The organism is Streptomyces sp. NPDC059957 (assembly GCF_042730015.1).
Classification (GTDB): Bacteria; Actinomycetota; Actinomycetes; order Streptomycetales; family Streptomycetaceae; genus Streptomyces.
The window spans coordinates 1-21,850 of the sequence record NZ_JBHWMB010000107.1 but is presented as its reverse complement, the minus strand read 5'-3'; the positions used below and the strand labels follow the sequence as shown (position 1 = coordinate 21,850).

25 protein-coding genes, 1 tRNA gene and 1 pseudogene are annotated in these 21,850 nt (G+C 71.5%); 16 read left to right on the top strand and 11 right to left on the bottom strand.

The genetic code is table 11. The features are described 5' to 3' along the window. From ACFWBW_RS38685 to ACFWBW_RS38675, 3 genes and pseudogenes are all read left to right on the top strand, one after another. Positions 1-376 (top strand): annotated as a pseudogene (locus ACFWBW_RS38685) (sulfite exporter TauE/SafE family protein); the annotation flags it as partial. Between the two features lie 280 nt (positions 377-656). Beyond that, positions 657-1,157, top strand: a complete 501-nt coding sequence (locus ACFWBW_RS38680; protein ID WP_385383525.1) for a hypothetical protein — start codon at positions 657-659, stop codon at positions 1,155-1,157. Between the two features lie 23 nt (positions 1,158-1,180). After that, on the top strand, positions 1,181-1,645 hold the full coding sequence (locus ACFWBW_RS38675; protein ID WP_385383522.1) for a hypothetical protein: 465 nt from the start codon (positions 1,181-1,183) through the stop codon (positions 1,643-1,645). Positions 1,646-1,838: 193 nt separating this feature from the next. On the opposite strand, the gene ACFWBW_RS38670 is transcribed toward ACFWBW_RS38675, so the two are convergent. Further along, complete coding sequence (locus ACFWBW_RS38670; RefSeq protein WP_385383519.1) at positions 1,839-3,173, bottom strand: M20/M25/M40 family metallo-hydrolase; 1,335 nt, start codon at positions 3,171-3,173, stop codon at positions 1,839-1,841. Positions 3,174-3,286: 113 nt separating this feature from the next. On the opposite strand from ACFWBW_RS38670, the gene ACFWBW_RS38665 reads away from it, so the two are divergent. Next, the gene (locus ACFWBW_RS38665; RefSeq protein WP_385383516.1) at positions 3,287-4,135 is read left to right on the top strand and encodes an MBL fold metallo-hydrolase; all 849 of its coding nucleotides are present in this window, start codon (positions 3,287-3,289) and stop codon (positions 4,133-4,135) included. 9 nt (positions 4,136-4,144) lie between these two features. On the opposite strand, the gene ACFWBW_RS38660 is transcribed toward ACFWBW_RS38665, so the two are convergent. Next, positions 4,145-5,203 (bottom strand): PP2C family protein-serine/threonine phosphatase, encoded by a 1,059-nt coding sequence (locus ACFWBW_RS38660; protein WP_385383513.1) that lies wholly within the window; start codon positions 5,201-5,203, stop codon positions 4,145-4,147. A 303-nt stretch (positions 5,204-5,506) separates the two neighbouring features. Between ACFWBW_RS38660 and ACFWBW_RS38655 the strand changes: the two genes are divergently transcribed. The 8 genes from ACFWBW_RS38655 (at position 5,507) to ACFWBW_RS38620 (ending at position 12,439) form a co-directional block, all read left to right on the top strand. Beyond that, positions 5,507-6,400 carry an SGNH/GDSL hydrolase family protein gene (locus ACFWBW_RS38655; protein ID WP_385383510.1) on the top strand — a complete coding sequence of 298 codons (894 nt, stop codon included), beginning with the start codon at positions 5,507-5,509 and terminating at the stop codon, positions 6,398-6,400. A gap of 158 nt (positions 6,401-6,558) precedes the next feature. Next, a complete protein-coding gene (locus ACFWBW_RS38650) occupies positions 6,559-7,758 on the top strand; it encodes an MBL fold metallo-hydrolase (protein WP_385383507.1) in 1,200 nt (399 codons plus the stop codon). A gap of 386 nt (positions 7,759-8,144) precedes the next feature. Then, positions 8,145-9,914, top strand: coding sequence for an ATP-binding protein (locus ACFWBW_RS38645; protein ID WP_385383504.1), 1,770 nt, complete (start codon positions 8,145-8,147; stop codon positions 9,912-9,914). A gap of 38 nt (positions 9,915-9,952) precedes the next feature. Beyond that, entirely contained in the window at positions 9,953-10,396 is a 444-nt protein-coding gene (locus tag ACFWBW_RS38640) for a roadblock/LC7 domain-containing protein (protein ID WP_385383501.1), read from the top strand. Next, positions 10,393-10,812: a DUF742 domain-containing protein gene (locus ACFWBW_RS38635; protein ID WP_385383498.1), complete on the top strand. Its 420-nt coding sequence runs from the start codon at positions 10,393-10,395 to the stop codon at positions 10,810-10,812. The genes ACFWBW_RS38640 and ACFWBW_RS38635 overlap by 4 nt, the downstream gene beginning before the upstream one ends. Further along, positions 10,790-11,491 carry an ATP/GTP-binding protein gene (locus ACFWBW_RS38630; protein WP_385383495.1) on the top strand — a complete coding sequence of 234 codons (702 nt, stop codon included), beginning with the start codon at positions 10,790-10,792 and terminating at the stop codon, positions 11,489-11,491. Before ACFWBW_RS38635 ends, ACFWBW_RS38630 begins: the two co-directional genes overlap by 23 nt. Further along, positions 11,409-11,960: a GAF domain-containing protein gene (locus ACFWBW_RS38625; protein WP_385383492.1), complete on the top strand. Its 552-nt coding sequence runs from the start codon at positions 11,409-11,411 to the stop codon at positions 11,958-11,960. The genes ACFWBW_RS38630 and ACFWBW_RS38625 overlap by 83 nt, the downstream gene beginning before the upstream one ends. Before the next feature lie 74 nt (positions 11,961-12,034). Continuing rightward, entirely contained in the window at positions 12,035-12,439 is a 405-nt protein-coding gene (locus tag ACFWBW_RS38620) for an MmcQ/YjbR family DNA-binding protein (RefSeq protein WP_385383489.1), read from the top strand. On the opposite strand, the gene ACFWBW_RS38615 is transcribed toward ACFWBW_RS38620, so the two are convergent. Beyond that, complete coding sequence (locus ACFWBW_RS38615) at positions 12,426-13,325, bottom strand: transketolase family protein (RefSeq protein WP_385383486.1); 900 nt, start codon at positions 13,323-13,325, stop codon at positions 12,426-12,428. The genes ACFWBW_RS38620 and ACFWBW_RS38615 overlap by 14 nt on opposite strands. Before the next feature lie 41 nt (positions 13,326-13,366). Continuing rightward, complete coding sequence (locus ACFWBW_RS38610; RefSeq protein WP_385383483.1) at positions 13,367-14,071, bottom strand: transketolase; 705 nt, start codon at positions 14,069-14,071, stop codon at positions 13,367-13,369. A gap of 156 nt (positions 14,072-14,227) precedes the next feature. Here ACFWBW_RS38610 and ACFWBW_RS38605 point away from each other — a divergent pair. Next, positions 14,228-14,301: transfer RNA gene (locus ACFWBW_RS38605), tRNA-Pro, on the top strand. Positions 14,302-14,379: 78 nt separating this feature from the next. On the opposite strand, the gene ACFWBW_RS38600 is transcribed toward ACFWBW_RS38605, so the two are convergent. Both ACFWBW_RS38600 and ACFWBW_RS38595 read right to left on the bottom strand, forming a co-directional pair. Continuing rightward, positions 14,380-15,012, bottom strand: a complete 633-nt coding sequence (locus ACFWBW_RS38600; protein ID WP_385383480.1) for an NADPH-dependent F420 reductase — start codon at positions 15,010-15,012, stop codon at positions 14,380-14,382. Positions 15,013-15,065: 53 nt separating this feature from the next. Next, complete coding sequence (locus ACFWBW_RS38595) at positions 15,066-15,878, bottom strand: inositol monophosphatase family protein (RefSeq protein WP_385383477.1); 813 nt, start codon at positions 15,876-15,878, stop codon at positions 15,066-15,068. Between the two features lie 116 nt (positions 15,879-15,994). Here ACFWBW_RS38595 and ACFWBW_RS38590 point away from each other — a divergent pair, with 116 nt between their 5' ends. After that, on the top strand, positions 15,995-16,933 hold the full coding sequence (locus tag ACFWBW_RS38590) for a LysR family transcriptional regulator (protein WP_385383474.1): 939 nt from the start codon (positions 15,995-15,997) through the stop codon (positions 16,931-16,933). Between the two features lie 88 nt (positions 16,934-17,021). On the opposite strand, the gene ACFWBW_RS38585 is transcribed toward ACFWBW_RS38590, so the two are convergent. Genes ACFWBW_RS38585 through ACFWBW_RS38575 form a run of 3 tightly spaced genes read right to left on the bottom strand, consistent with a single transcriptional unit; the run spans position 17,022 to position 18,045 of the window. Beyond that, positions 17,022-17,336 (bottom strand): hypothetical protein, encoded by a 315-nt coding sequence (locus ACFWBW_RS38585; protein ID WP_385383471.1) that lies wholly within the window; start codon positions 17,334-17,336, stop codon positions 17,022-17,024. Continuing rightward, a complete protein-coding gene (locus ACFWBW_RS38580; protein WP_385383468.1) occupies positions 17,333-17,905 on the bottom strand; it encodes an RNA polymerase sigma factor in 573 nt (190 codons plus the stop codon). The genes ACFWBW_RS38585 and ACFWBW_RS38580 overlap by 4 nt, the downstream gene beginning before the upstream one ends. A gap of 50 nt (positions 17,906-17,955) precedes the next feature. Further along, positions 17,956-18,045 (bottom strand): LPXTG cell wall anchor domain-containing protein, encoded by a 90-nt coding sequence (locus tag ACFWBW_RS38575; RefSeq protein WP_385383465.1) that lies wholly within the window; start codon positions 18,043-18,045, stop codon positions 17,956-17,958. A gap of 172 nt (positions 18,046-18,217) precedes the next feature. On the opposite strand from ACFWBW_RS38575, the gene ACFWBW_RS38570 reads away from it, so the two are divergent. Beyond that, a complete protein-coding gene (locus ACFWBW_RS38570; protein ID WP_385383530.1) occupies positions 18,218-18,520 on the top strand; it encodes an ArsR/SmtB family transcription factor in 303 nt (100 codons plus the stop codon). After that, positions 18,517-18,921: a VOC family protein gene (locus ACFWBW_RS38565; RefSeq protein WP_385383462.1), complete on the top strand. Its 405-nt coding sequence runs from the start codon at positions 18,517-18,519 to the stop codon at positions 18,919-18,921. The genes ACFWBW_RS38570 and ACFWBW_RS38565 overlap by 4 nt, the downstream gene beginning before the upstream one ends. 17 nt (positions 18,922-18,938) lie before the next feature. On the opposite strand, the gene ACFWBW_RS38560 is transcribed toward ACFWBW_RS38565, so the two are convergent. Continuing rightward, positions 18,939-19,562 carry an NUDIX domain-containing protein gene (locus ACFWBW_RS38560; protein WP_385383459.1) on the bottom strand — a complete coding sequence of 208 codons (624 nt, stop codon included), beginning with the start codon at positions 19,560-19,562 and terminating at the stop codon, positions 18,939-18,941. Then, positions 19,559-21,622, bottom strand: coding sequence for an ATP-binding cassette domain-containing protein (locus tag ACFWBW_RS38555; RefSeq protein ID WP_385383528.1), 2,064 nt, complete (start codon positions 21,620-21,622; stop codon positions 19,559-19,561). Before ACFWBW_RS38555 ends, ACFWBW_RS38560 begins: the two co-directional genes overlap by 4 nt. Between the last annotated feature and the right edge of the window lie 228 nt (positions 21,623-21,850).

Genomic DNA, 21,850 nt, shown 5'->3' with positions numbered 1-21,850 from the left:
ACCGAACTCCACGACGCATTCGTCTCCCTCGCCTGCAGCCTCATTTGCTGGCGACGCCTCAACAAGCCCGACTCATGATCGTGTTACGAGCTCTAAGGGGCTTGCGGTCCGCGGACTGGCCCTGGACCGCCTCCACCTCGTCGGTGCGCTCTCCATGGCCTCGCTCGTCGGGGATGCCACGAAAACGGCCGTCTGGACGGATGCAGCGCTGCTCTCGGGTGGGGACTATCTCGTCGCCCTGGCGTGTCTGCCGCTCATGTTCTTCGCGACGTTCCTCGGCAGGCGCTTCAACACCAGAATCGGTGAACGCGGATACACAGGCCTGTTCTGGACCGTCATGGTGGGCTACACCGGGCGCCTGCTGACCACCCTGTAAGCCTTCGTACGGCGCTCGAGCCGCAGAGTGCGGAGGTGACGGCCAGTCCGGCCAACGCGAGAAACATCCAGGCGTACGGCTCGTTCCTGGTCGGCGGTCCGGACGTACACAGGTGCCGCCCGGCGCACCGTGTCGGGTCAGCCTGACGACGCAGCACGTTGCCTCCGCCCCGCAGCTTCTCGCATTGCGATCGCTTTACTCCTGTGCTGAGCTGGACGAGAGGCCCTCGGACTTCGGTAGAGGAGCACTTGCCGTGAGCACGTGGACTCGGATGTCCCGCATGACGACGGCCGCAGTAGCACTAGCCCTGGCCAGTGGCGTTCCGGCGTCTCCGGCCGGCGCCACCACCCCCATGCGGTTCCAGCACATCGCATGCGAGTCGCTGTCGGGTACCGGATCCTATGCCGATCCACTGCGGATCGGGCCGGTCAGCACGCCGCTCTGGGTCTTCGGTTGCCCGCCACTGCGATCGGGCGTCGGATACAACGTCCGGTATTTCAGTTTCGAATACCTGCAACCTCCCCTGGAGGGCTCCTTCGTTGCCACCGTCTACGCACCGAGTGGCACTGGCCCAACCGGAGTCCACCCACGGTTGAGTTCGGGCGCGGTTACCGTCAAGCAATCTCTGGATGCCGAATTCATCCGGCTCGGGGACCGCGAGGGTTTCGCTCACGCTACCGCCGGACTGCACGCGGGCACGTGGCGTCTGGGTGCGGAGAAGCTGAGCAGCCCGTTGGCAGCCTTGGCGACCGAGCCGTTCGACGTGGTGATCGTGCCCTAGCCGGTGAAGGGACGTGGCCGTTGATGTTCAACTGGAATGGGCGTGGCGCCCTCGCCACAGTCGTCGTACTCCTCGCTGCGTTCATGACTCCCTCCGCCGTGGCAGCGCGCCCGACGGACAGCGATTCGGCTCCGCTCGGTACGACCGCATCCGGTACATGGTGGAGCCCCGGGGCAGACCAGTTCAGCGCCTCATCCCTTTGGTTTTTCGATCCGGTCAACGAGGCTGTGCCGTACGGCTGGCGCAAGGACTATCAGCCCGCAGGCACGATCACGCCGCACGAAAAGCAGCTCAGCTTCACCTACGACGGCAGCGGCTCGACTCAACTCGTGCTGAAATACCCCACCGGTACGCGGCAGTCCCTCAGACTGCTCGGCTACAGCTCCGACAGCGATGTTCTTCAGGTTGATTGGGAAGGGCACGTCCAATTCTGGTACGGCTGCACGTCGGGGAACATGCCCGCTGCTGCACAAGCCGCCTGCCGCTGAGCTGGCGTCCACACATAGAGCGGGGGGCGTGTGCACTCGACGCACTCATGAGTGAGTGGGGCGTAGGCAATGGCTGATCTTTCCGCGCAAGCCAACACCAAGGCCTTCTCGCCTGCAGACGGCTGGTTGATCCCTTTTTGCTCACCCGCAGTTGAGGCGCGTCACTGCGGTAGGTCCCGGTTCCGCACGGCGCTCAGGTGGCGAGTCTGACGACTGCTTCGAGCAGGCATCGACCGCCGAACATCACGTCGCTCACCCGGGCGTGCTCGTCGACTCCGTGGATCAACCGCATGATGTCGGCGTCGCTCGCCGACGGGAAGAATCCGACGACCTTCGTTTCAGGGAACGCACGGGCGTCCGTGGAAGCGGAGTTGATGTACGGGAGGACCCGCGCGCCGGCCTCCTGGCCCGCCACCACGAGGTCCAGTACTCCCAGGAGTTCTGGATCGTCGTGCACCCCGGCGCTCACGCGCCCCTGGAGCAGGCTGACTTCGACCCCGCTGCCCACCGCCTCCTGCACCTGGGCCGCCCATTCCTCGGGGCGTTCGCCGGGCAGCAGGCGCCCGTCGAGCACGACGGATGCCTCGGTCGGCACGACGTTCAGGCGCCGCCCGCCGGACAGCAGGGTCGGGGTCGCGGTGTTGTGCAGCCCGGCGACGACGAACTCCCGCAGGAGGGGGTCGATGGGCAGGCTGCGGGCTCCTTCCCAGGTCGGTTGCTCTGCCAGGCGCCGGATCTCCTCTCCCGCATCGCCCGGATGAAGTTCCGCCAGTGTGTGGAGCATGCGGCGCGAGGTGGGCTGCAGGATCGACGGGGCCGCGAAGTCGCGGAGTCGCCCCAGGGCTTCGGCCAGCCTGAAGACGGCCGCATCAGGACGGGGGAGGGAAGCGTGGCCGCCCTCGCCGGTCGCGGTGATCCGCATCCTGGCGCTGCCCTTCTCCGCGACCTGCACCGTGTAGACGGGGCCGCCGGGCGTGCGGAAGCGCTGTCCGCCACCCTCGTTGAACGCCACCTCCGCCTCCACGAGCGAACGGTGGTGCTCCCACAGCCAGTAGGCCCCCAGCCTGCTTCCCGCTTCCTCGTCGGCGGTGACCACCATCAGTACGTCACGGCGCAGCGGCACCCGGTGGGCTGCCAGCAGTTGCATGATGAGCAGGCTCGCCGCGATCTGCCCCTTCATGTCCAGCGAGCCCCGGCCCCAGACGCGGCCCTCCGCCACTTCACCCGAGAAGGGGGGCCGGCTCCACTTCTCGGCCTGGGCCCCCACCACGTCCGCGTGCCCGAGCAGCATCAGCGGCGGTTCTTCGCCCGAACCCGGCAGCCGGGCGACCACATTGGCCCGCCCCGGCCCGGACTCCAGCACGGTGTGCCGGATCCCGCAGCGGTGCAGTTCGCGGGAGAGGTACCGGGCGACCGCGATCTCGTTCCCGGGAGGGTTGGACGTGTCCAGGCGTACGAGGTTCGAGAGGTGGCCGACCAGGTGCTCCTCCTTGCCGGCCCACTCGAAAAGCAGCTCGAACGGAGCCATCACTCCTCTTCCTCCTCTTTCGCGGAGATGAAAAACTAGCGAGTGCTCGGTAGGTTACGTTACTGTTCCGCGATCTGGGGGGCGGTCGATCCGCGATCGGGCTGGAGGCTTGAATGGCGATGTGGCGCATCGGTACCACGACGATCCACAAGGTGCTGGAGGCGGAAGTGGCCGTTTCCCCCACGGTCGCCCTGCGGACGGACGACACCGCGCTCCTGAAGAGGTACCCGTGGCCCGGTCCCGGCTACAGCAAGCCGGACGGCTCCTTCGTGATCTCGGTGCACGGGCTGGTCGTGGACACCGGCACGCGCCGCATCCTGGTCGACACGTGCGTGGGCAACGCCCGGACCTCGGTGCCGATGCTGCGCATGCTGGATACGGGGTGGCTCGAAGAACTCACCGCCCTCGGTTACCCCCCTGACTCGATCGACACCGTCGTGTGCACCCACCTCCACTTCGATCACATCGGGTGGAACATCCGCCTGGTGGAGGGGAAGTGGGTACCGACGTTCCCCCGTGCGCGCCATCTGGTCACCCGGGTGGAGTGGGACCACTGGACCGGCGAAGCCGACGCCGGTCTCGAGGACACGATGCGGCCGCTGGTCGGTGAGGGCCTCGTCGACCTCGTCGCAACCGACCATCAGGTCTGCGACGGCGTGCGCCTGGAAGCCGCCCCCGGGCACACCCCCGGCCAGGTCGCCGTCGTGGTGGAATCCGGGGAGGAGCGCGCGGTGATCACGGGCGACCTCGTGCACCACCCCGTGCAGTTCATCGAACCCGACGTGCCCAGCCTCGCCGACGCCGACGCCACGGTGGCCGCGGCGACCCGACGGGCATTCGTCACGCGGTACGCGGACACCGGAACGCTCGTCATCGGCACGCACTTCCCCGCCCCGACGGCCGGCCTCCTGCGGCGCGGCGGCGACGGGGCCGTGCGGTTCGTCGCGGATGGCCGGCGCTGAGTCGTGAGATCAGGTGATCGCCGATGGGCGTCGCCGATCGATGAGGATCATCGCCACGTCGTCCGTCAAGAGGCCCTCCGTATGGCGGAGCAACGCCCGGTGCAGTTCGTCCAGGAACTCCTGGGGGGAGGTTCCCGCGGGTATCTGCGCCATGGTCTCCGGCAGGGGGAAGAAGACGTCGGCACGGTTGCGGGCTTCGATCACGCCGTCGGTGTAGAGCAGCAGCCGGTCACCGGGCAGGAACGGGTAGCTCTCGGGCCGGGGGGGAGGGCCGTCCACGAGGTCTTCGAGACCGAGGGGCGGCATGGGCGAGGCCGGCATCAGGGTCCGAACCCTGCCGTGCCGCAGCGCCAGCGGAGGAGGATGGCCGCGGTTGACCAGGTGCACCACCTCTTCGTCCGGCACCTGGGCGATGAGGGCGGTGGTGAACCCCTCCAGGAGCACTTCGGGAAGTTCTGCCTGGGAGTAGGTGCCCGCGACGGAGGCCTCCCGCCGCAGCGCGGCCGCGCAATGGTTCATGACCTCCTGCAGTTCGTCCTCGTAGTGCACGGCCTCCCGGAACGCGCCCAGCGCCACCGCGACCGCGCGTATGGCGGACAGCCCTTTCCCCCGAACGTCCCCCACGATCAACCGGACGCCGTAGCGCGTCTGTACGGCCTCGTACAGATCGCCGCCCACCTGTGCTCCCGTCCCGGCCGCCAGGCACATGCTGGCCGCACGGACCGGGCCCAGCAGCTCGGGGACGGGCCGCAGGACGACCTCCTGGGCCGCCACCGCGATCCGGCGCACCTGGTCGAGTTCGCTCTGCCTGCGCGCGCGTACCGCCTTGCTCAGGGTCACGCTGGCGACGGACACCACGATGATCCCCAGGAAGTTGCCGATGATCAGCTGGGTCTGGGTTCCCCACGACTGGTTGTACGTCGCGGAGGTCGCGTTCACACCCGCGGCGAGGGCTGCCGCGGACAGCGTGCCGACCGGGCCCATCGTCAGCGCGGCCAGCGCCGGCGTCGTGGTGAGAATGGGGCCGGTGACGAGATCGTGTGCGGGCGAGAGCTCGATGCCCAGCACGCCCAGCGCGATCGCGAAGGGCGCGCACTGGGCCAGTGTGAACAGGAGCGCGCCGTGACCGATCGTTCCCGTTCGAGAAGTTCGAGAAACTCGAGAAAACGGTCCTGGTCGAACGGGCGGGCGAGGATGTGACCCCATGGGACCAGCCTGCCTCGCAGAAGCTGTTACGGCCTCCCGGAAACCCGCGACCACCGGCGCCCTTGCCTCCTTGCGCCACAGCTCCCGGTCCCGCCCGCCTTATTCCCCGCCCGGGGGGTGGTGAAGATCACGGTCAGTAAGGCCCTGGCTACGGTCGCGTAGGTCATGATCCGCGGTGAAGTATGGGGTCCCGTGGCAGCGACGACGACATCCAAGACCAAGACCATTGGCTCGTACGCGGCGCTCGGGGACAGTTTCACCGAGGGCGTGGGGGACCCGGGACCGGGGGACACCTTCCTCGGCTGGGCGGACCGACTGGCCGTCCTTCTGGCCGACCGGCGCGAGGAGCGGCACGAGGAGCTCGGCGACTCCGGCGAGCCCGGCGCGTCCGGCGAGCCCGGCGGCTCCGGCGCGGACGCCGGTTCCGGCGGGTTCCGCTACGCGAACCTGGCCGTACGGGGCCGCCTGCTGGACCAGATCGTGGCCGAGCAGGTCCCCAGGGCCAAGGAGCTCGCACCGGACCTGGTGACCTTCTGCGCGGGCGGCAACGACATCATCCGGCCCGGCAGCGATCCGGACGACGTGGCCGAACGGTACGAGGCGGCCGTGCGCGACCTCACCGGAGCCGTCGGCCTGGTCGTGATCACCACCGGCTTCGACACGCGCGACGTGCCGGTCCTCAAGCACATGCGGGGCAAGATCGCGACGTTCAGCGCGCACGTCCGGTCGATCGCCGACCGCTACGAGTGCCCCGTACTCGACCTCTGGTCGCTGAAATCCGTACAGGACCGGCGGGCCTGGGACGACGACCGGCTGCACCTCTCGCCCGAGGGGCACACCCGGGTGGCCCTGCGCGCCGCCCAGGTGCTCGGCCTCGACACGCCGGCCGACCCGGACCAGCCCTGGCCGCCGATGCGCCCGCGCGGATCGGTGGACACCACCCGCGACAACATCCAATGGGCGCGCGAGTACCTGGTGCCGTGGATCGGCCGACGGCTGCGCGGCGAGTCCTCGGGGGACCACGTGGAGGCGAAGCGTCCGGACCTGCTGCCGCTGTAGAACCGCCCCTGTCGCCGCTGTGGAAGGGGTGCGGGGGCCGGTCGGGAGGTGCGGGGGCGCGCCCGGAGCCGCGTAACGGAATCCTTGGGGGGTGTCATGCGTTGGGATGGTGGTAACCATGAGAACGCCCTGCCCGCACCCCCCACACTGGAGGCGCCTTGACCGGCTCCCGTCCCTTGCGTCCACGGCTGCGCGCACTGCGGCCCGAAGCCTTCGGCGCGGACCCGTCCGGTGCCCGGCTGGAGCGGATCCGGCGTTCGCCGAACTTCGCCGACGGAGTGTTCCAGAACCCGGCCGGGACCCGGACCAGACCCTCCGGGTCCATGGCGGAGTTCGCCAAGATCTACTTCCACAAGGAGCAGCGGCTCCGGCGCAGCCCCGGCGCCCCCATCCCGGTCTACCCGACGACCCTCGCGGAGCTGTCGAAGCCCCCGGTCAGCGGCCTGCGGCTGACCTGGATGGGCCATTCCAGCGTGCTCGCGGAGATCGACGGGCGCCGGGTCCTCTTCGACCCGGTCTGGGGCGAGCGGTGCTCCCCCTTCCCCTTCGCCGGGCCCAAGCGGCTGCACCCGGTACCCGTACCGCTGGCCTCGCTCGGCGAGGTGGACGTGGTGGTGATCTCGCACGACCACTACGACCACCTCGACCTGCCGACCATCAAGGCCCTGGCCGGCACGGACACGGTCTTCGCCGTCCCGCTGGGCGTCGGCGCGCACCTGGAGCGCTGGGGAGTCCCGGCCGACCGGCTGCGGGAGCTCGACTGGAACGAGACCACCAAGGTCGCCGGTCTCTCGCTCACCGCCACCCCGGCCCAGCACTTCTGCGGGCGCGGCCTGCGCAACCAGCAGTTCACCCTGTGGGCGTCCTGGGTCGTCGCGGGCGACGAGCACCGGATCTACCACAGCGGGGACACCGGCTACTTCTCCGGCTTCAAGGAGATCGGCGCGGCGCACGGGCCCTTCGACGCCACGATGATCCAGATCGGTGCGTACTCGGAGTTCTGGACCGACATCCACATGACGCCCGAGGAGGGCATCCGCGCCCACCTCGACCTCCAGGGCGGCGTCCCGCGCGGGACGATGCTGCCGATCCACTGGGGCACCTTCAACCTGGCCCCGCACCCGTGGGACGAGCCCGGCGAGGGCACGATGACCGCCGCGGCCGTGGCCGGGGCGGCGATCGCCCTGCCGGTGCCCGGGCAGCCCTTCGAGCCGGGCGCGGCCGACGCGCCGAGCGCGCCCTGGTGGCGGCCCTTCGTGGCCGCGGGCTCGCCCCCGCCGCTCACGGCGGCCCGGCCCGCCGCGGCCGAGCGGCCGGCAGCCGTGACCCGCGAGGAGCCGGAGGCGGTGGGCTCCTAGGCCGTAGGCCTGCCGGCCCCGCAGGCGGCGGCAGGACCGGAGCCCCGTAGGCCCGGAACGTGAGCGGAGCGGTACCTCCCGGGTGGGGAGGTACCGCTCCGCGGTGTGACTCCCCGGTAGTCGGCTCGCAGTCGGTGGGGCGCGAGGTGGGCGTGGTGCGGACGGGGGCTCCGGGAGGGGGTGCGTGCCCGCCGGGCGCCGGGGAGTGCGCGCTCCCGGCGCATTCGGGCTGTCGTACGAGCGCTCCATCGGGAGCGGGAAGCACCCGGGCGAAGTTCCCCAACTGGCCGTCCTGGGGCCGAGCGTGCGGTCTAGCGTGGGTATCCGGTGATCAACACCGGATCCCGGGAAGCCCGGGGGCCGGGCCCCACCTACCGAGGACGCCGATGTCCGGACTCCGCGCCGCCCGCCACTCCCCGTCGAGACATGCCGTCACCGGTCCCGGTCGGCAGATACGGCCCCAGCTGATCCGCGCCGCCCTGCTGCCCACGCTCGCCGCCGGGCTCAGCGGCGCCGCCGCGGTGATCTTCGCGCTCCAGCTCGGAGGCGGAGCGGGCGCCCGTGACCCCCGGCTGTGGCCGGTGCTCAGCGGCTGCGCGCTGCTCTTCGCCGGCGCGCTCGCGGCCGCCCTGCTCGGGGCCCAGCGCGCGGCCAAGACCGTGCGCGACCGCTGCGAGGCGCTGCGCCGCTCCAGCGTCCGTGGCCGTCAGGAGCTGCACACCACCGCCGACCGGCTGGAGCGCGGCGAGCTGCCCGCCCGCCCGGTGCGCGGCGGGCCCGCCGGGCCGTCCTTCGGTCCCGAGACGGCGGGGATCGACGAGTTCTGGCTGCTCTCGCAGGAACTGCGCGGCGCCCGCGAACAGGCCCACGCGACCCTGGTCCGCCTCGGCGGCCCCGTGGCGCCCTCCGACAGCGACCGCAAGGTCGAGGTCTTCGTCAACCTCGCGCGCCGCCTCCAGTCCCTCGTCCACCGCGAGATCTCGCTGCTGGACGACCTGGAGGACACGGTCGAGGACCCGGACCTGCTCAAGGAGCTCTTCCACGTCGACCACCTCGCCACCCGGATCCGGCGCCACGCGGAGAACCTCGCGGTGCTCGGCGGAGCCGCCTCGCGCCGCCAGTGGACCCGGCCCGTCGACCTGAGCGAGGTGCTGCGCTCCTCGGTCGCGGAGGTCGAGCAGTACACCCGGGTCAAGGTGGTGCCCCCCGCGGGCGGTTCCGTACGCGGCCACGCCGTTGCCGACGTCGTGCACCTGCTGGCCGAACTCGTAGAGAACGCCACCGTGTTCTCCGCCCCCGACACCGATGTCGTGGTGCGCGCGGAGCGGGTCACGGCCGGGATCGCGGTCGAGGTGGAGGACCGGGGCCTCGGCATGCCGCCCGAGGAGGCGCACCGGATGAACGCCCTGCTCGGCGACCCCGACCAGATCAGCGTCCGGCAGCTGCTGGCCGACGGGCGGATCGGCCTGTTCGTCGTCTCGGCGCTCGCCCGCAGGCACGGGATCGCCGTCGAGCTCAAGTCGAACATCTACGGCGGCGTGCTCGCCGTACTGGTCCTGCCCCAGGAGCTGTTGGGAGCCGAGGCGCCGAGCGCCGCCGACTCCCTGGGCGGCTCTCGGGCCACCTCCTGGGGGACCGGCGAGGGGACGGCCGCGCCGCGGCTGGAGCCGGTACGGATGCCCCTGCCCGCGCCGGAGCCCTCCGGCGCCCCGCCGGTGGTACCGGGCCGGGCCGCCGGCGCGCCGGGCAGGGTGCCCCGTACGGGGCCTGCGGGTGCGGAACCCGTGCGTGCGGAACCCGTGGGTGCGCCGGTGAGGGCGGCGGCCACGGTGCCGGCGCCGACGCCCGCGGCCTCTGCGGGCGGGGCTCCTGCGGTCGGGGCTTCCGCGGGCGGGTCGTCCCGGCTCGCGGCGCCGCCGGACGGCTTGGTGGCGCCGCTCGGGCCACCGCTGCCCGTGCCCGCCGCCCGGGACGGCGGGGAGCGGCCGCCGCTGCCCCGCCGGCGGGCCCAGGAACACCTCGCGCCCGAGCTGCGCGAGGCCCCCGTACCCCGGCCGGGCGGCGCCGAGGGCGCCGAGCGGCCCGTGCACGACCCCGGCCTGATGGCCGCCTTCCAACGGGGCTTCGGCCTCGCCCAGTCGGAGCACCAGACGTGACCCCGGCCTCTCACCCGACAGCGAAGGAGCGCACCCCCATGGGCGGCGAAGTGGCGACCACGATCAGTACGACGACCACGCGGCTCTCGGACCTCGACTGGCTGCTCAGCGGTCTGGTCCAGCGGGTGCCGTACACGCGCAGCGCGGTCCTGCTGACCGCCGACGGGCTCGTGACCTGCGTGCACGGGCTCGACCCCGACAGCGCCGACCACCTGGCGGCCCTCGCCTCCGGGCTGTACGCGCTGGGCCGCAGCGCCGGGTCCCGGTTCGCGGAGGGGGCCGAGGTCCGGCAGGTGGTGGTCGAGCTCGACACCGCCCTGGTCTTCGTCTCGGCGGCGGGATCCGGCACCTGCCTGGCCGTACTGGCCGACCGGGAGGCCGACGCGGGCGTGCTCGGCTACGAGATGGCCATGCTGGTCAAGAGCGTCCGCCCGTACCTCGCGGCCCCGCCGAGGCGGCCCGCCGCCGACGCGGAGCGATGAGGGCCCGTGCGAGGGGGGCAACGACACCGGGGGGACCGCGCGATGCGCCGTGGCTGGACGATTCGGCGGGCCGGGTCATCCGCCCGTACACCGCGAGCGGAGGGCGGACACGACCGTCCGTCGCCCTCGACCTGCTGTCACTGGTGACGGCGACCGGAGTGCGCCCGCGCGCACCGCTCGGTGCCGAGCACGCCCTCGCGCTCCGGCTGTGCGCGGGCTCGTCCGCGGTCACCGTCGCCGAGGTGGCGGGACACCTGAGGCTGCCTGCGGTGGTGGTCAAGGTAGTCCTCGGCGACCTGATGGAACACGGGGCCGTGACGGTACGGGCACCCTGCTTCCCGACCGGCGGCTCCTTCGCCGACGACGACCAGTCCCTGCTCCGGGCGGTGCTCGATGGCCTGCGCAAACGGCTCTGACCCGGCCGCCCGCGGATCCTCCACGACCTTGAAGATCCTGGTCGCGGGCGGGTTCGGGGCGGGCAAGACCACCTTCGTGGGCGCGGTGAGCGAGATCGAGCCGCTGAGCACGGAGGAACTGCTGAGCGGGCTGAGCGAGGCCGCCGACCCGCTGGACGGGGTCGAGGCGAAGACGACCACGACCGTGGCGATGGACTTCGGCCGGCTCACCCTGGACGAGGGCCACGTGCTCTACCTCTTCGGCACCCCCGGCCAGCAGCGCTTCTGGTTCCTCTGGGAGGAGCTGTGCGCGGGTGCGCTGGGCGCGGTGGTGCTCGCCGACACGCGCCGCCTCGACGACTGCTTCCCCGCCGTGGACTTCTTCGAGCGGCGGGGGATCGGCTTCGTGGTCGCCGTCAACGAGTTCGACGGCGGGCACGGCTACACCGCCGAGGAGGTGCGGGACGCCGTGGGGCTCGGCCCGGACGTGCCCGTCGTGCGCTGCGACGCCCGCCTGCAGAGCTCGGCGACGGGGGTGCTGGCAGCCCTGGTCCACCACCTGCTCGGCGCGTCGCACCGGACGCGCACGACGTACCCGACGACGTGGGGGAGACACCATGACCTACTACGAATCGACCGGACACCTGCTGCTCACACCGGTGGACCGGGAGGCGCCCGCGCGCGTGCTGAGACTGCGTGAACTGGGGCTGGGGGAGCGGGTGGACAGTGAGCTGGACGCCTTCGCGCGGCGGGTCGCGGACGAGCTCGCCGCACCGTACGCCGGCATCAACTTCATCAGCGAGGAACGGCAGTTCTTCGCCGGCCTGCACCACGCGCCCGACGCCCCGGCGAGCGGCTATCCGGCGCGGGCGCTGCCCCGGGACCACGGGTACTGCCCGCACGTGGTGGTGCGGCGGCGCGCCCTGGTACTGGAGGACGTACGGGACTTCGCGCGCTTCGCGGGCAACGCCGTCGTGGACGAGAGCGGGGTGCGCTCCTACGCGGGCGCGCCGCTCACCGACCGGCGCGGGATCGTCCTCGGGACGGTCTGCGCGGTGGACGTGGTGCCGAGGCGGTGGGGCCTGGCGGGGCTCGCGGCGGTGAAGGCGCTGGCCGCGGAGCTGGTGGAGCTGGTGCACGACCGGGAGGACCTCGCGGCCCGCGGGTGAATGTCAGTGCCCGGGGCTACGGTCGGAGACGAGGGACGGCACCGGAGCAGAGCGGACCGGAGAGGAGCCGGGGGATGGCCACGACGGCGGAGGACGTCCGGAGGATCGCGCTGTCACTTCCGGACAGCAGCGAGAAACTGGCCTGGGGCATGCCCACCTTCAGGGTGGGAGGCGGAGCGAACGGGAAGAGCGGGAAGATCTTCGCGGCGCTGGCCGACGACGACACCTCGATCGGGGTGAAGTGTCCCCGGGAGGACCGTGCCGAGCTGATCGAGGCGGAGCCGGAGAAGTTCTTCATACGGCCCGGCCACGACGACAACTACGCGTGGCTCCGGGTCCGCCTCGCGGCGGTGGAGGACGCGGCGGAGCTGCGCTCGATCCTGGCCGACTCCTGGCGCCAGGCGGCCCCCAAGCGCCTGGCGGCGGCCCATCCGGAACTGGACCGCCACGGGCCGAAGGGGCCGGTCACCGCGGAATGAAGGCGGCGATCCGCGCGCGCAGCGCGGCCGGGTCGAGTCCGTGGGCCGCCGTGTGCTCCTCGACCGTGCCGTAGCGGCGCAGCTCGGCGCGGCCGACCCCGAGGCCGAGCACCCGGTGCGGGACCGCTTCGAGCGCCTGGTTCGCTGCGGCCGTGGAGGTCCCGGCGAGGTACGGCTCGACCAGCACCACGTCGGCCGGGCCGTGCCCGACTGCGGCGCGCAGTGCCGCGTCGTCGAAGGGCCGTACGGTCGGCGCGTACAGCACGCTCACCTCCGTGCCTTCGGTCGCGGCGAGGACGTTGTCGAGGAGGGGCCCGACGGCGACGACAACGCCCGCACGGCCCTCCCGTACGGTCTGGAAACCCGGGCCGGTGACGGGGCGGGCCGTCGTGTTCGACTGCGCGGAGAGCCGTACGTAGACCTTGTCGTCCCCGGCGGCGTAGGCGTGGCGCAGCAGCGCCTCGGCCTCGTCCGGGTGGCCCGGGACGTGCACGGTCCAGCCGTCCAGCGTGTCCAGCAGGGCCACGTCGCCCGGCGCCATGTGGGTGAACCCGCCGGCCGGCCAGTCGTAGCTCGCGCTCGCGCTGACGAGCACCCCGCCCGTGCCCTGGTGTCCGAAGTCGAGCTTGACCTGCTCGAAGGGCCGCTCCACGAGGAAACTGGCGAAGGTGTGCACCACCGGGCGCAGCCCGGTGAGGGCCAGGCCGCCGCCCACGCCGACCAGCAGCTGCTCGCGGATGCCGACGTTGATCACCCGGTCCGGATGAAGGTCCCGGGCGGGCCGGAAGCCGTCCATGGTGATCTCGGCCAGCACGAGGGCCAGCCGGGGATCCTCGTCGAGCGCACGCGATGTGACTGAAATGAACCGTTCGCGCATGGTGTCCATGTCTCCCCCTCGGAGGCGGCCAGTGCTTCTTCAGCGTTTCTTCAGTGCTTCTTCTCGACCCGGGCGACCACGGCGTGGGGCCGGCCCGGATGAGGTGTGGTGTACGCGGTGTGCAGCGCCGCGTGGTCCCGGCCGTCCACGGTGACCGCCGACCAGCCGGCCGCCTCGAAGCGGGAGGCGATGCCGCCCCGCCAGCCGTGGGTCGCGGAGTCGTTGTCGATCACGATCGTGTGCAACCGCTCGAGACCGGCCGAGCCGGCGTACGCGATCGCCTCGTGGTTGCTGCCCTCGTCCAGCTCGGCGTCCCCGATCAGCACCCACACGGCCGGGTCGGTGAGCCCCTGCGCCGACAGCCCGAGCGCGCTCCCGACGGCGAGCGGCAGCCCGTGCCCGAGGGAGCCGCTGCCGATCTCCACGCCGGGGATCAGGGTGCGGTCGGGGTGGTGCCCGAGGGGCGAGTCGTACGCGCCGAACCCGCTGAGCCAGTCGACGGGGAAGAACCCCTTGGCGGCGAGCACGGCGTAGTACGCCATCGGCCCGTGCCCCTTGGACAGCAGGAACCGGTCCCGCCCCGGATCCCCGGCGCTGCCCGGTCCGACCCGCAGGACCCGGTCGTAGAGCACCCACAGCGCGTCGAGCGTGGAGGTGGCGGCGGGACCGTGCTTCTCGGCCCCGGTCATGAGGGCCATGAGGGCCCCCAGGTCTTCGTAGCGGAAGCGGGCGTCCGCGGGTGCTGTCGGCGTCATGGACCGATCGTGCAACCTCAACCGCCCTTGAGGTCAACCCCTCCCCACTCCACCCTCGCCCCGCCGCGGACAAGAAAGGTGCGCGCGACCACCTCCGGAAGTGCGGTATCGTTCTCCTGCACGTTCAACCAGGGGAAACCCCAGGTCAACGGGCATCGGGACGTGGCGCAGCTTGGTAGCGCACTTGACTGGGGGTCAAGGGGTCGCAGGTTCAAATCCTGTCGTCCCGACTGTGCGGAAACGCAGGTCGGAGGCCGTTCTCTCATCCATGGGAGGACGGCCTTTTCCATGCCCGGAGTCTTGGTGGGTCAGCGGGCGAGGGAGACGGCGAAGGGCTGGAAGCCGTGTCGGCGCAGGACGTGGGGTACGACCAGGATCATGGCCTCGGTGGCGCGGGCTGTGGTGATGTCGCCGAGGTTCTCGATCCGTTCGGGCTGCCAGCCCAGGTCGCCGAGCAGGCCGGTGACGGCCTTCTTCGCATGCTCGTCGTCACCCGAGAGGTAGGCGGTCGGTGGGGTGGTCAGGGTTTCGGGAGCGGTCATGACCATGAACAGCATGGTGTTGAGGGTCTTGACCACATGGGTGTCGGGGAGCGCGGCCTGGAGCTTTTCGGCGAGGCTGCTGCCGGGATAGCAGAGGTCGCCGGGCAGGCCGTCGGCGGCGTTGCGGGTGGCGTTGGAGACGTCGATGAGGATCTTGCCGGCGAGTTCGGTGCGCAGGTCGGTGAGGCGGTCCAGGGTGGTGTCGCCGGGCGTCGCGTTGATCACGATGTCCGCGGTGCGGGCGGTGGTGCGCTGGTCGGCGAAGGTGACCGGCGGGGCGAGATCGGGGGTGTCTTCGGGGCTGCGGCCGCCGAGGGTGACGTGGTGTCCTGCTGCGGAGAGCTTGTGGGCGAGGTTGGTGCCGACGCGTCCGGCGCCCAGGATTCCGATGTTGGTCATGCGGTGATGCTCCTTGCAGTTTCGGACGGGGGAGGGAGAGCGGAGACGTCCCGTCAGGCGATCGGCGAGAGCACCTTGAGGGCGGCGCCGTGGATGCCGGGGGCGCCGGCCAGGAAGTCGCGGCCGGCGGTGTTCCAGGGGTTGCCCGCCAGGTCGGTGACGGTGCCTCCGGCTTCTGAGACCAGCAGGGCGCCGGCGACCAGGCCGGAGCGGACGTCGGAGAACTGCCAGAACGCGTCCATGCGTCCGGCGGCGACGTGTATGAGCTGCATCGTCGCGGGAACGGACACGCGTACGACGAGGCCGTTGATGAGCATCGCGGTGACGGAGTCACCGATTCGCCGGAAGGTGCGCTCGTCCTCGCCGGGCTTGGCCTGGCCGGTGCCGATGAGGGCGGCGCCCAGGTCGGTCTTGGCTGACACTCTCAGGGGGCGGTCGTTGAGGTGGGCACCGCCGCCGGCGACCGCGGTGTAGGTGTCGCCGGTCAACGGCAGGTGGACGACGGTGAGTACCGGCTGGTTGTCGCTGACCAGGGTGGCGGTGACGGCCCAGTCGTCCATGCCGTGGACATGGTTGATGTTGCCCTCGGCGGGGTCGACGACCCACCACTCCCCGGGCGGGAGCGCGCCGCCGGCGAGCTCGTCCTCGGCCCACTGCGACCCCGGCCGGGCCCGCAGCAGTGGTTCCCGCAGTACGGCCAGCACCGCGTCGTCGTTGGCGTGGATCTCACCGACGATCTCGTCCAGACTCACGCCCCGGGCGTGCGAGGTGTAGCGGTCGCGCAGCGTGACGCCGGCGGTCTTCACCGCGGCGGTCACGTCGGACAGGAGCGTCGTACCTGCGTCGAAGGGCATGGCTGTGCTCATGGCTGGCTCCCTGGGGATCGGTGGAAGCGGGTCGGTTGTCTCGCCCCCGCACTTCGAAGGTAGGCCGCCCGATCATTGACAACAAGTGCATGCTTGTCACTCATAGAATTACTGCCATGCAACTGGATTTGAACCTGCTCACGGCCCTGGACGCCTTGCTGGAGGAGGGCAGCGTCAACGGCGCGGCAGCGCGCCTCCACGTCACCGCACCGGCGATGAGCCGCTCCCTGGGTCGCATCCGCAAGGCCACCGGTGACCAGATCCTGGTCCGCACCGGACGCAGCATGGTCCCCACCACCCGCGCGCTGGCCATGCGTGCCCAGGTCCACACCCTGGTGCAGCAGGCCCATCAACTTCTTTCCGCGCAGCAGGAACTCGACCTGGCGGCTCTGGACCGGGTGTTCACCGTGCGCTGGCACGACGCCCTGACCGCAGCCTCCGGCCCGGCCCTGATCGCCGCCGTCCACCATCAGGCCCCCGGCGTCCGGCTGCGCCTGTCCGCCGAACCCGGGACGGACGATGCCGAGCTGCGCCGGGGCGAGGTCGACCTCGGATCGAGCTCCGGCACTCCGGCGCTCCCCGACATCCGTCACCGCCTCGTCGGCAGGGACAGGCTGGTCGTCGCCGTCCGACCGGGCCACCCGCTCACCGAAGGCCCGCTGAGCCTGGAGCGTTACGCAGCCGCCGAACACCTCACCATTTCGCGACGCGGCAGCCTGCGCGACCCGATCGACGACGCCCTGACCACGGGCGGCTTCGAACGACGCGTCGTCGCCGCCGGGCCCACCGCCGCCTTCGCACTGCAACTCGCCCTCGACACCGACCTGGTCGTCACCCTCCCCGACGCGGTCACCCGCACGGCCCGGGAGCAACTCGGCCTGGCCACACTCCCCCCGCCACTCCCGCTGCCCGACGTACCCCTGTACCTGCTGTGGCATCAGCGCTACGACAACGACCGCGCCCACACCTGGCTGCGAGACCTGGCCGCCGAAATCGTCCAGGCACTCTTCACGTCGGCGCATGCGAAGCATGTCCGCCTGCCGCAGCGTCAGTAGGAGCCCCGAACGCGCGTCGCACGACGCAGGTCGCAGGCCGTTCTCTCGTGCGTGGGAGAACGGCCTTTCGCGTGTTCGGGGGTGTCGGCTACTTCGTGGTCTTCGTCGGCGGGTGTGGCTTGGTGAGGGTGCAGGCGCCGGCCGTGCACTGGCGTTCCAGGCGGCCGCGGGAGATGGTTTGGGCCAGGCCGACCATCCAGCACGTGGGGCAGCCGCGGAAGGCGACGAGGGCCAGTGGGGCGGCCAGCAGGGTGGCCGGGCCGGCGGTGGGTACCAGAGCGATCGCGCCGATGATCAGCCCGAAGCCGATGGCGCCGCGTGCCAGGTGGCGAGGAACGGACGGGCTGGCGAAGTTCGTTCCGGGTGCCGTGGATGGTGCGGGCTTCACGGTGTTCGTGTTCACCGTCGTGGGTCTCCTTCGACTGGGTGGTCGATCGCCGCCAGTGAGTGGCGCAGTGCGGCGCGTGCTCTGTGCAGGCGCGATTTCATTGCGGCGGTGCTCAGGCCGAGCGCATCGGCGACGGTCTTGCCGGGCAGGCCCTGGACGTCCCGCAGGATCAGGACCTGCCGCTGGTCGCGGGGGAGGGCGCTGAGCGCGGCCGCGACCCGCTCCGCCTCCAGCCCGCGCAGCACGGCGTCCTCGGCGGACCGTTCCGCGGGCGCCGGCCGGGCCGGTGCTTCCTCGCTCCGCGGGGCGAGCAGCCGTATCTGCCGGAGGCATTCGTTGCGGACGATGCGGAACATCCAGGAGGCGAGGGCGCCGGTGGCCCGCAGGGTGCCGATCTTCCGGTACAGGATGATCAGGGCCTCCTGCGCGGCGTCCTCCGCGTCCTGCGGCGAGGCGCAGAGCGACAGGGCGAACTTGCGCACATGAGGCTGCGACTCCATGACGACGGTGGTGAGTGAGGTGACGTCGCCGTCCTGGGCGGCTTTGATCAGCCGCTCGTCCGGCCAGCGGAAGCGTTGGTTCATGTCCTGCTCATTCCAGTCGTTCCCGGAAGGTGTCCCGCGCCGGGACCTGGTCAGATCCGGCTCTTGTAGCGCCGCAGCAGGTGCCAACCGCACGCGCCCACGAGCAGGGCTCCGATCACTACGAGGCTGGTGATCATCATGGGTGTTTCCTCCTGGTCCCGCCGGCCCGTTCGGCCGGTACACGGACAAGAGGCGGGGAGGCCCGGAAAGGATTCGCGGCCGGTCGAATTCCTCGGCGAAATGTTCGTCGAAGTCTTCGCCGGAGTCTCCTTCGACTTGATAGGCAAGTCGTTGCTTGCCTATGCTGTGGTGGTGGCCGACGAACTCTTCAGAGCCTTGGCCGACCCGACCCGCCGCACCATCCTCGACGAGCTCGCGGAGAAGTCCGGGCAGACGCTGTTCGAGATCTGCTCGCGGCTGACGATGAAGCACCGGCTCGGCATCTCGCGCCAGGGGGTCTCCCAGCACCTCGCCGTGCTGGAGGCCGCCGGACTCGTCGAGACCAGGCGGGAGGGCCGGTACAAGTTCCACGACCTGAACACCGCCCCGCTGCGGCAGATCGCCGAGCGATGGCGCATGCCCGACCCGTCCGGACCGGAAGAGAGCACCCCATGAAGATCCACCTGACCAGCGTCTTCGTCGACGACCAGGCCAAGGCCCTGCACTTCTACACCGAGATCCTCGGGTTCGTGAAGAAGCACGACGTCCCCCTGGGCGGGCCGGACCGGTGGCTGACGGTGGTCTCGCCCGACGAGCCCGGCGGCACCGAACTCCTCCTGGAGCCCGCCGGCCACCCGGCCGCCAAGACCTACCGCGACGCGCTCGTCGAGGACGGCATCCCGCTCGCCCAGTTCGCCGTCGACGACGTCCAGGCGGAGTACGAGCGCCTGCGCGGCCTCGGCGTGCGCTTCACGCAGGAGCCGCTGGAGATGGGCCCCGTCACCACCGCCGTCTTCGACGACACCTGCGGCAACCTGATCCAGCTCGCGACCGAGCCGAAGACCGAGCCGAAGTAGGAAGCAGAGGGGGTCTTTCACGGGGTCCGCGGGACCCGGGCGGGGCCCGGTAGCTGCCGGGTGCGGTCGGGAGCGTCCGGGTGGTGGGGGACAGGATCTCCGGGTTCCTGGAAGTGCACGGCACCGGGCAGGCCCGCCCGGTAGGCGTCGAGGGCCGCGCGGCAGTAGGCGACCATCGGCTCGGGCAGTGCGTCGAGGGGGTACCAGCCCATGGCGTCGCAGACTTCCGGCTCCCGCACGTGCGGGATGCCCTGCCAGGCCAGCGCCTCGAAGAACAGGCCGATCCGGGCCCTGCCCAGGGGGCCGCGGTGGTGGACGGTCACGGCCAGCCGCACCGCTTCGGGCTCGATCCGCACACCGGTCTCCTCGGCCGCCTCCCGGATCACCGCGGTGACGACGTCTTCGTGCGGCCCGTCGAGATGGCCGGACGGCGCGTGCCACAGGCCCGTCGCGTACACGGCTCCCGCGCGGCGGGACAGCAGGAGCTCCGCCCCTCCGTCCGGCCCGTACCGGACCAGGAGGAGGTGCACGTCGACCGCCAGTCTGTAGCGGTCGGGACCGGTCGCGGCGGGAACCGTGTCACTGCCATGCCGGGCGGCCTGGTGGGCCTGATCGGCCCGTTCGTCCGGGGCGCGGCTCACGAGAGGTCTCCGGTCTTCGTTCCGGTGCGGGTGCCGGGCGGATGGTCGCGCTGGGTGGGGAGGGATTCCGCGAACGCGGACGCCTGCACCAGGTAGGCGGTGCGGAACTCGCCCGTGGCGCCCTCGGCGCCGTCCGCGTCCATGAGTTCGGCGAAGGTGCCCGACTCGGCGACCTGCCCGCCCTTGAGGACGTGGATGACGTCGGCGTGGCGTACGGAGTGCAGCCGGTGGGTGATCAGGACGACCGTCTGCCCGGTCGCCGCGAGGCTCCGAAGGCGGTCGAAGAACCGCTGCTCGGCGACCGCGTCCAGGGCGCTGGTGGGTTCGTCCACCACCATGATCTGTCCGTGCCGGTACCAGGCCCGTGCGATTCCGATCTTCTGCCACTCGCCCCCGGAGGCCTGGCGGCCGCGTTTGTAGCCGCGTGCGAGGAGGGTGTCGAGGCCGTGGGGCAGGCTGGCGAGGAACTCGTCGGCGCCGGAGAAGCCCGCCGCGGCCCCGACCGCCCCGTCGTCGATGGGGCGGGCGGGACGGCCGATCCCCACGTTGACGCGGAAGGTGAAGGGCCACTGGTAGAAGGACTGGGACATGAGTGCGACCCGGGCGAAGATCTGCCGGCGGTCCGCCGTGGCGGCGTCGACGTGGTCCCACCAGATCGTGCCGCCGCCCTCGTCGGGCAGGTACAGCCCGGCCAGGAGCTTGATCAGGGTGGACTTGCCCGAGCCGTTCTCCCCGACGACCGCGATGACCTTGCCGATGGGGAAGGAGAGGGAGACCTCGCGCAGGGTCGGCTCGGGGGTCTCGCCCGCGCTCGCCGGGTAGGTGAAGGTCACCTTCTCGAAGCGGACCTCCCGCAGATCCTCGGGCAGCGCCTGGCCCGTGGCGGGAATGGCGCGGACCGCGGCCTCGGTGCAGAGCCGTTCGTAGTCGGCGACGTGCAGGGACTCCTGGTGCAGGTCGGCCATCTGCAGGACGAGGCTGTCCAGACTCGCCGCGCCCGTGCGGATCGCCAGGACGGCCGTACCGGCGACCGCGAGGTCCATCGTCCCGCTCCACAGCAGCAGTCCGAGCGCCCCGTAGGTGAGGAGGGTCGCGAGACCGCCGGCGCCGTCGGCGGTCAAGCCGATCCGGGCGGCATTGCGGGCCAGCCGGGTCTGTTCGCGCTCGCTGGTCTCCGCCATGCCGCGGAAGTGTCCGAGCAGGAACGGTCCTACCCCGTGGACACGGACCTCGGCCGCCGCCTCCTGCTGGGTCAGGAGCTGCCCGAGCAGGTGTCCGGCGCGGGCGTGCTGGACGAAGGTGTGGAAGGAGATGTAGCGCTGTTTGGAGATCGTGAGCGAGCTCCACGCACTGGGCAGGGTCATCATGACCAGCAGGGGCAGGAGCCCGACGTGCAGCACCGTGAGCACGCCCGCCGCGGCGATCAGCGAGATCACCGAGTTCAGGGTGTTCGTGCAGTACCGGACCATGCGGCGAGCGGAGTCGGCGCCGTAGCGGGCGGCGTCGAGCAGGCGGTGGAACTCGTCGTCCTCGATCGCGGACAGCTCCACCTGGTGCACCAGCCCCAGGTACCGCTCGGTCGCCACCCGCTGGACCTTGGGCTCCAGCGCGCCGGTCGACGCGGTCGAGGCGGAGCGCAGCAGCGACCCGAGCAGCGCCGCGACCGCGACCGCCGCGAGGGCGGGCACGGCCCGGGCCAGGCGCTCGTTGGTGGATCCTGCGGACAGGATGTGGCCCAGGACGCCGTTGACGGCGATCAGGCCGACGGCCTGGGTGATGCCGCGGCCGAGTTCGGCGCCGAGGACCACCCGCAGCGCGCGGGCGTCGGCGAGGTGCGCGAGGCGCACGCCCATGGCGACCATGCGCGGCAATTCCTTGGCCATGGTCCAGAGGCCGAGCTTCAGCCAGGCCCCCTCATGGCGTTCCCAGCCGATGTCGTAGGCGAGTTCGCCGCCGAACAGCAGCCGCTCCGAGTCCGAGACGTCCGGCTCGGTCTCCGCCGGGGCGTCCGGTGGGACCTCCTCGTCCGTTCCGCCCTTGCCGCCGGTCGCTTCCCCCATGGCCATGTCCCCCATCCCCATCCCCATCCCCTACCTCTACCCATCCCCATCCCCATCCCCGGATCAGGTTCACCGGGTCAACGACGGGCCTAGGCCGTCTCTTTCGGATCTTGTCGGTCAGGTCCGCGTCGTCCGGTGCCGTGCCTCGGCGCGCTGCCGGGGCTCCCGCGTACTGGACGTACTCGGGTGCCCCGGCAGTGCGGCGAGGTGCGGTGCCGGGCGGCGCGG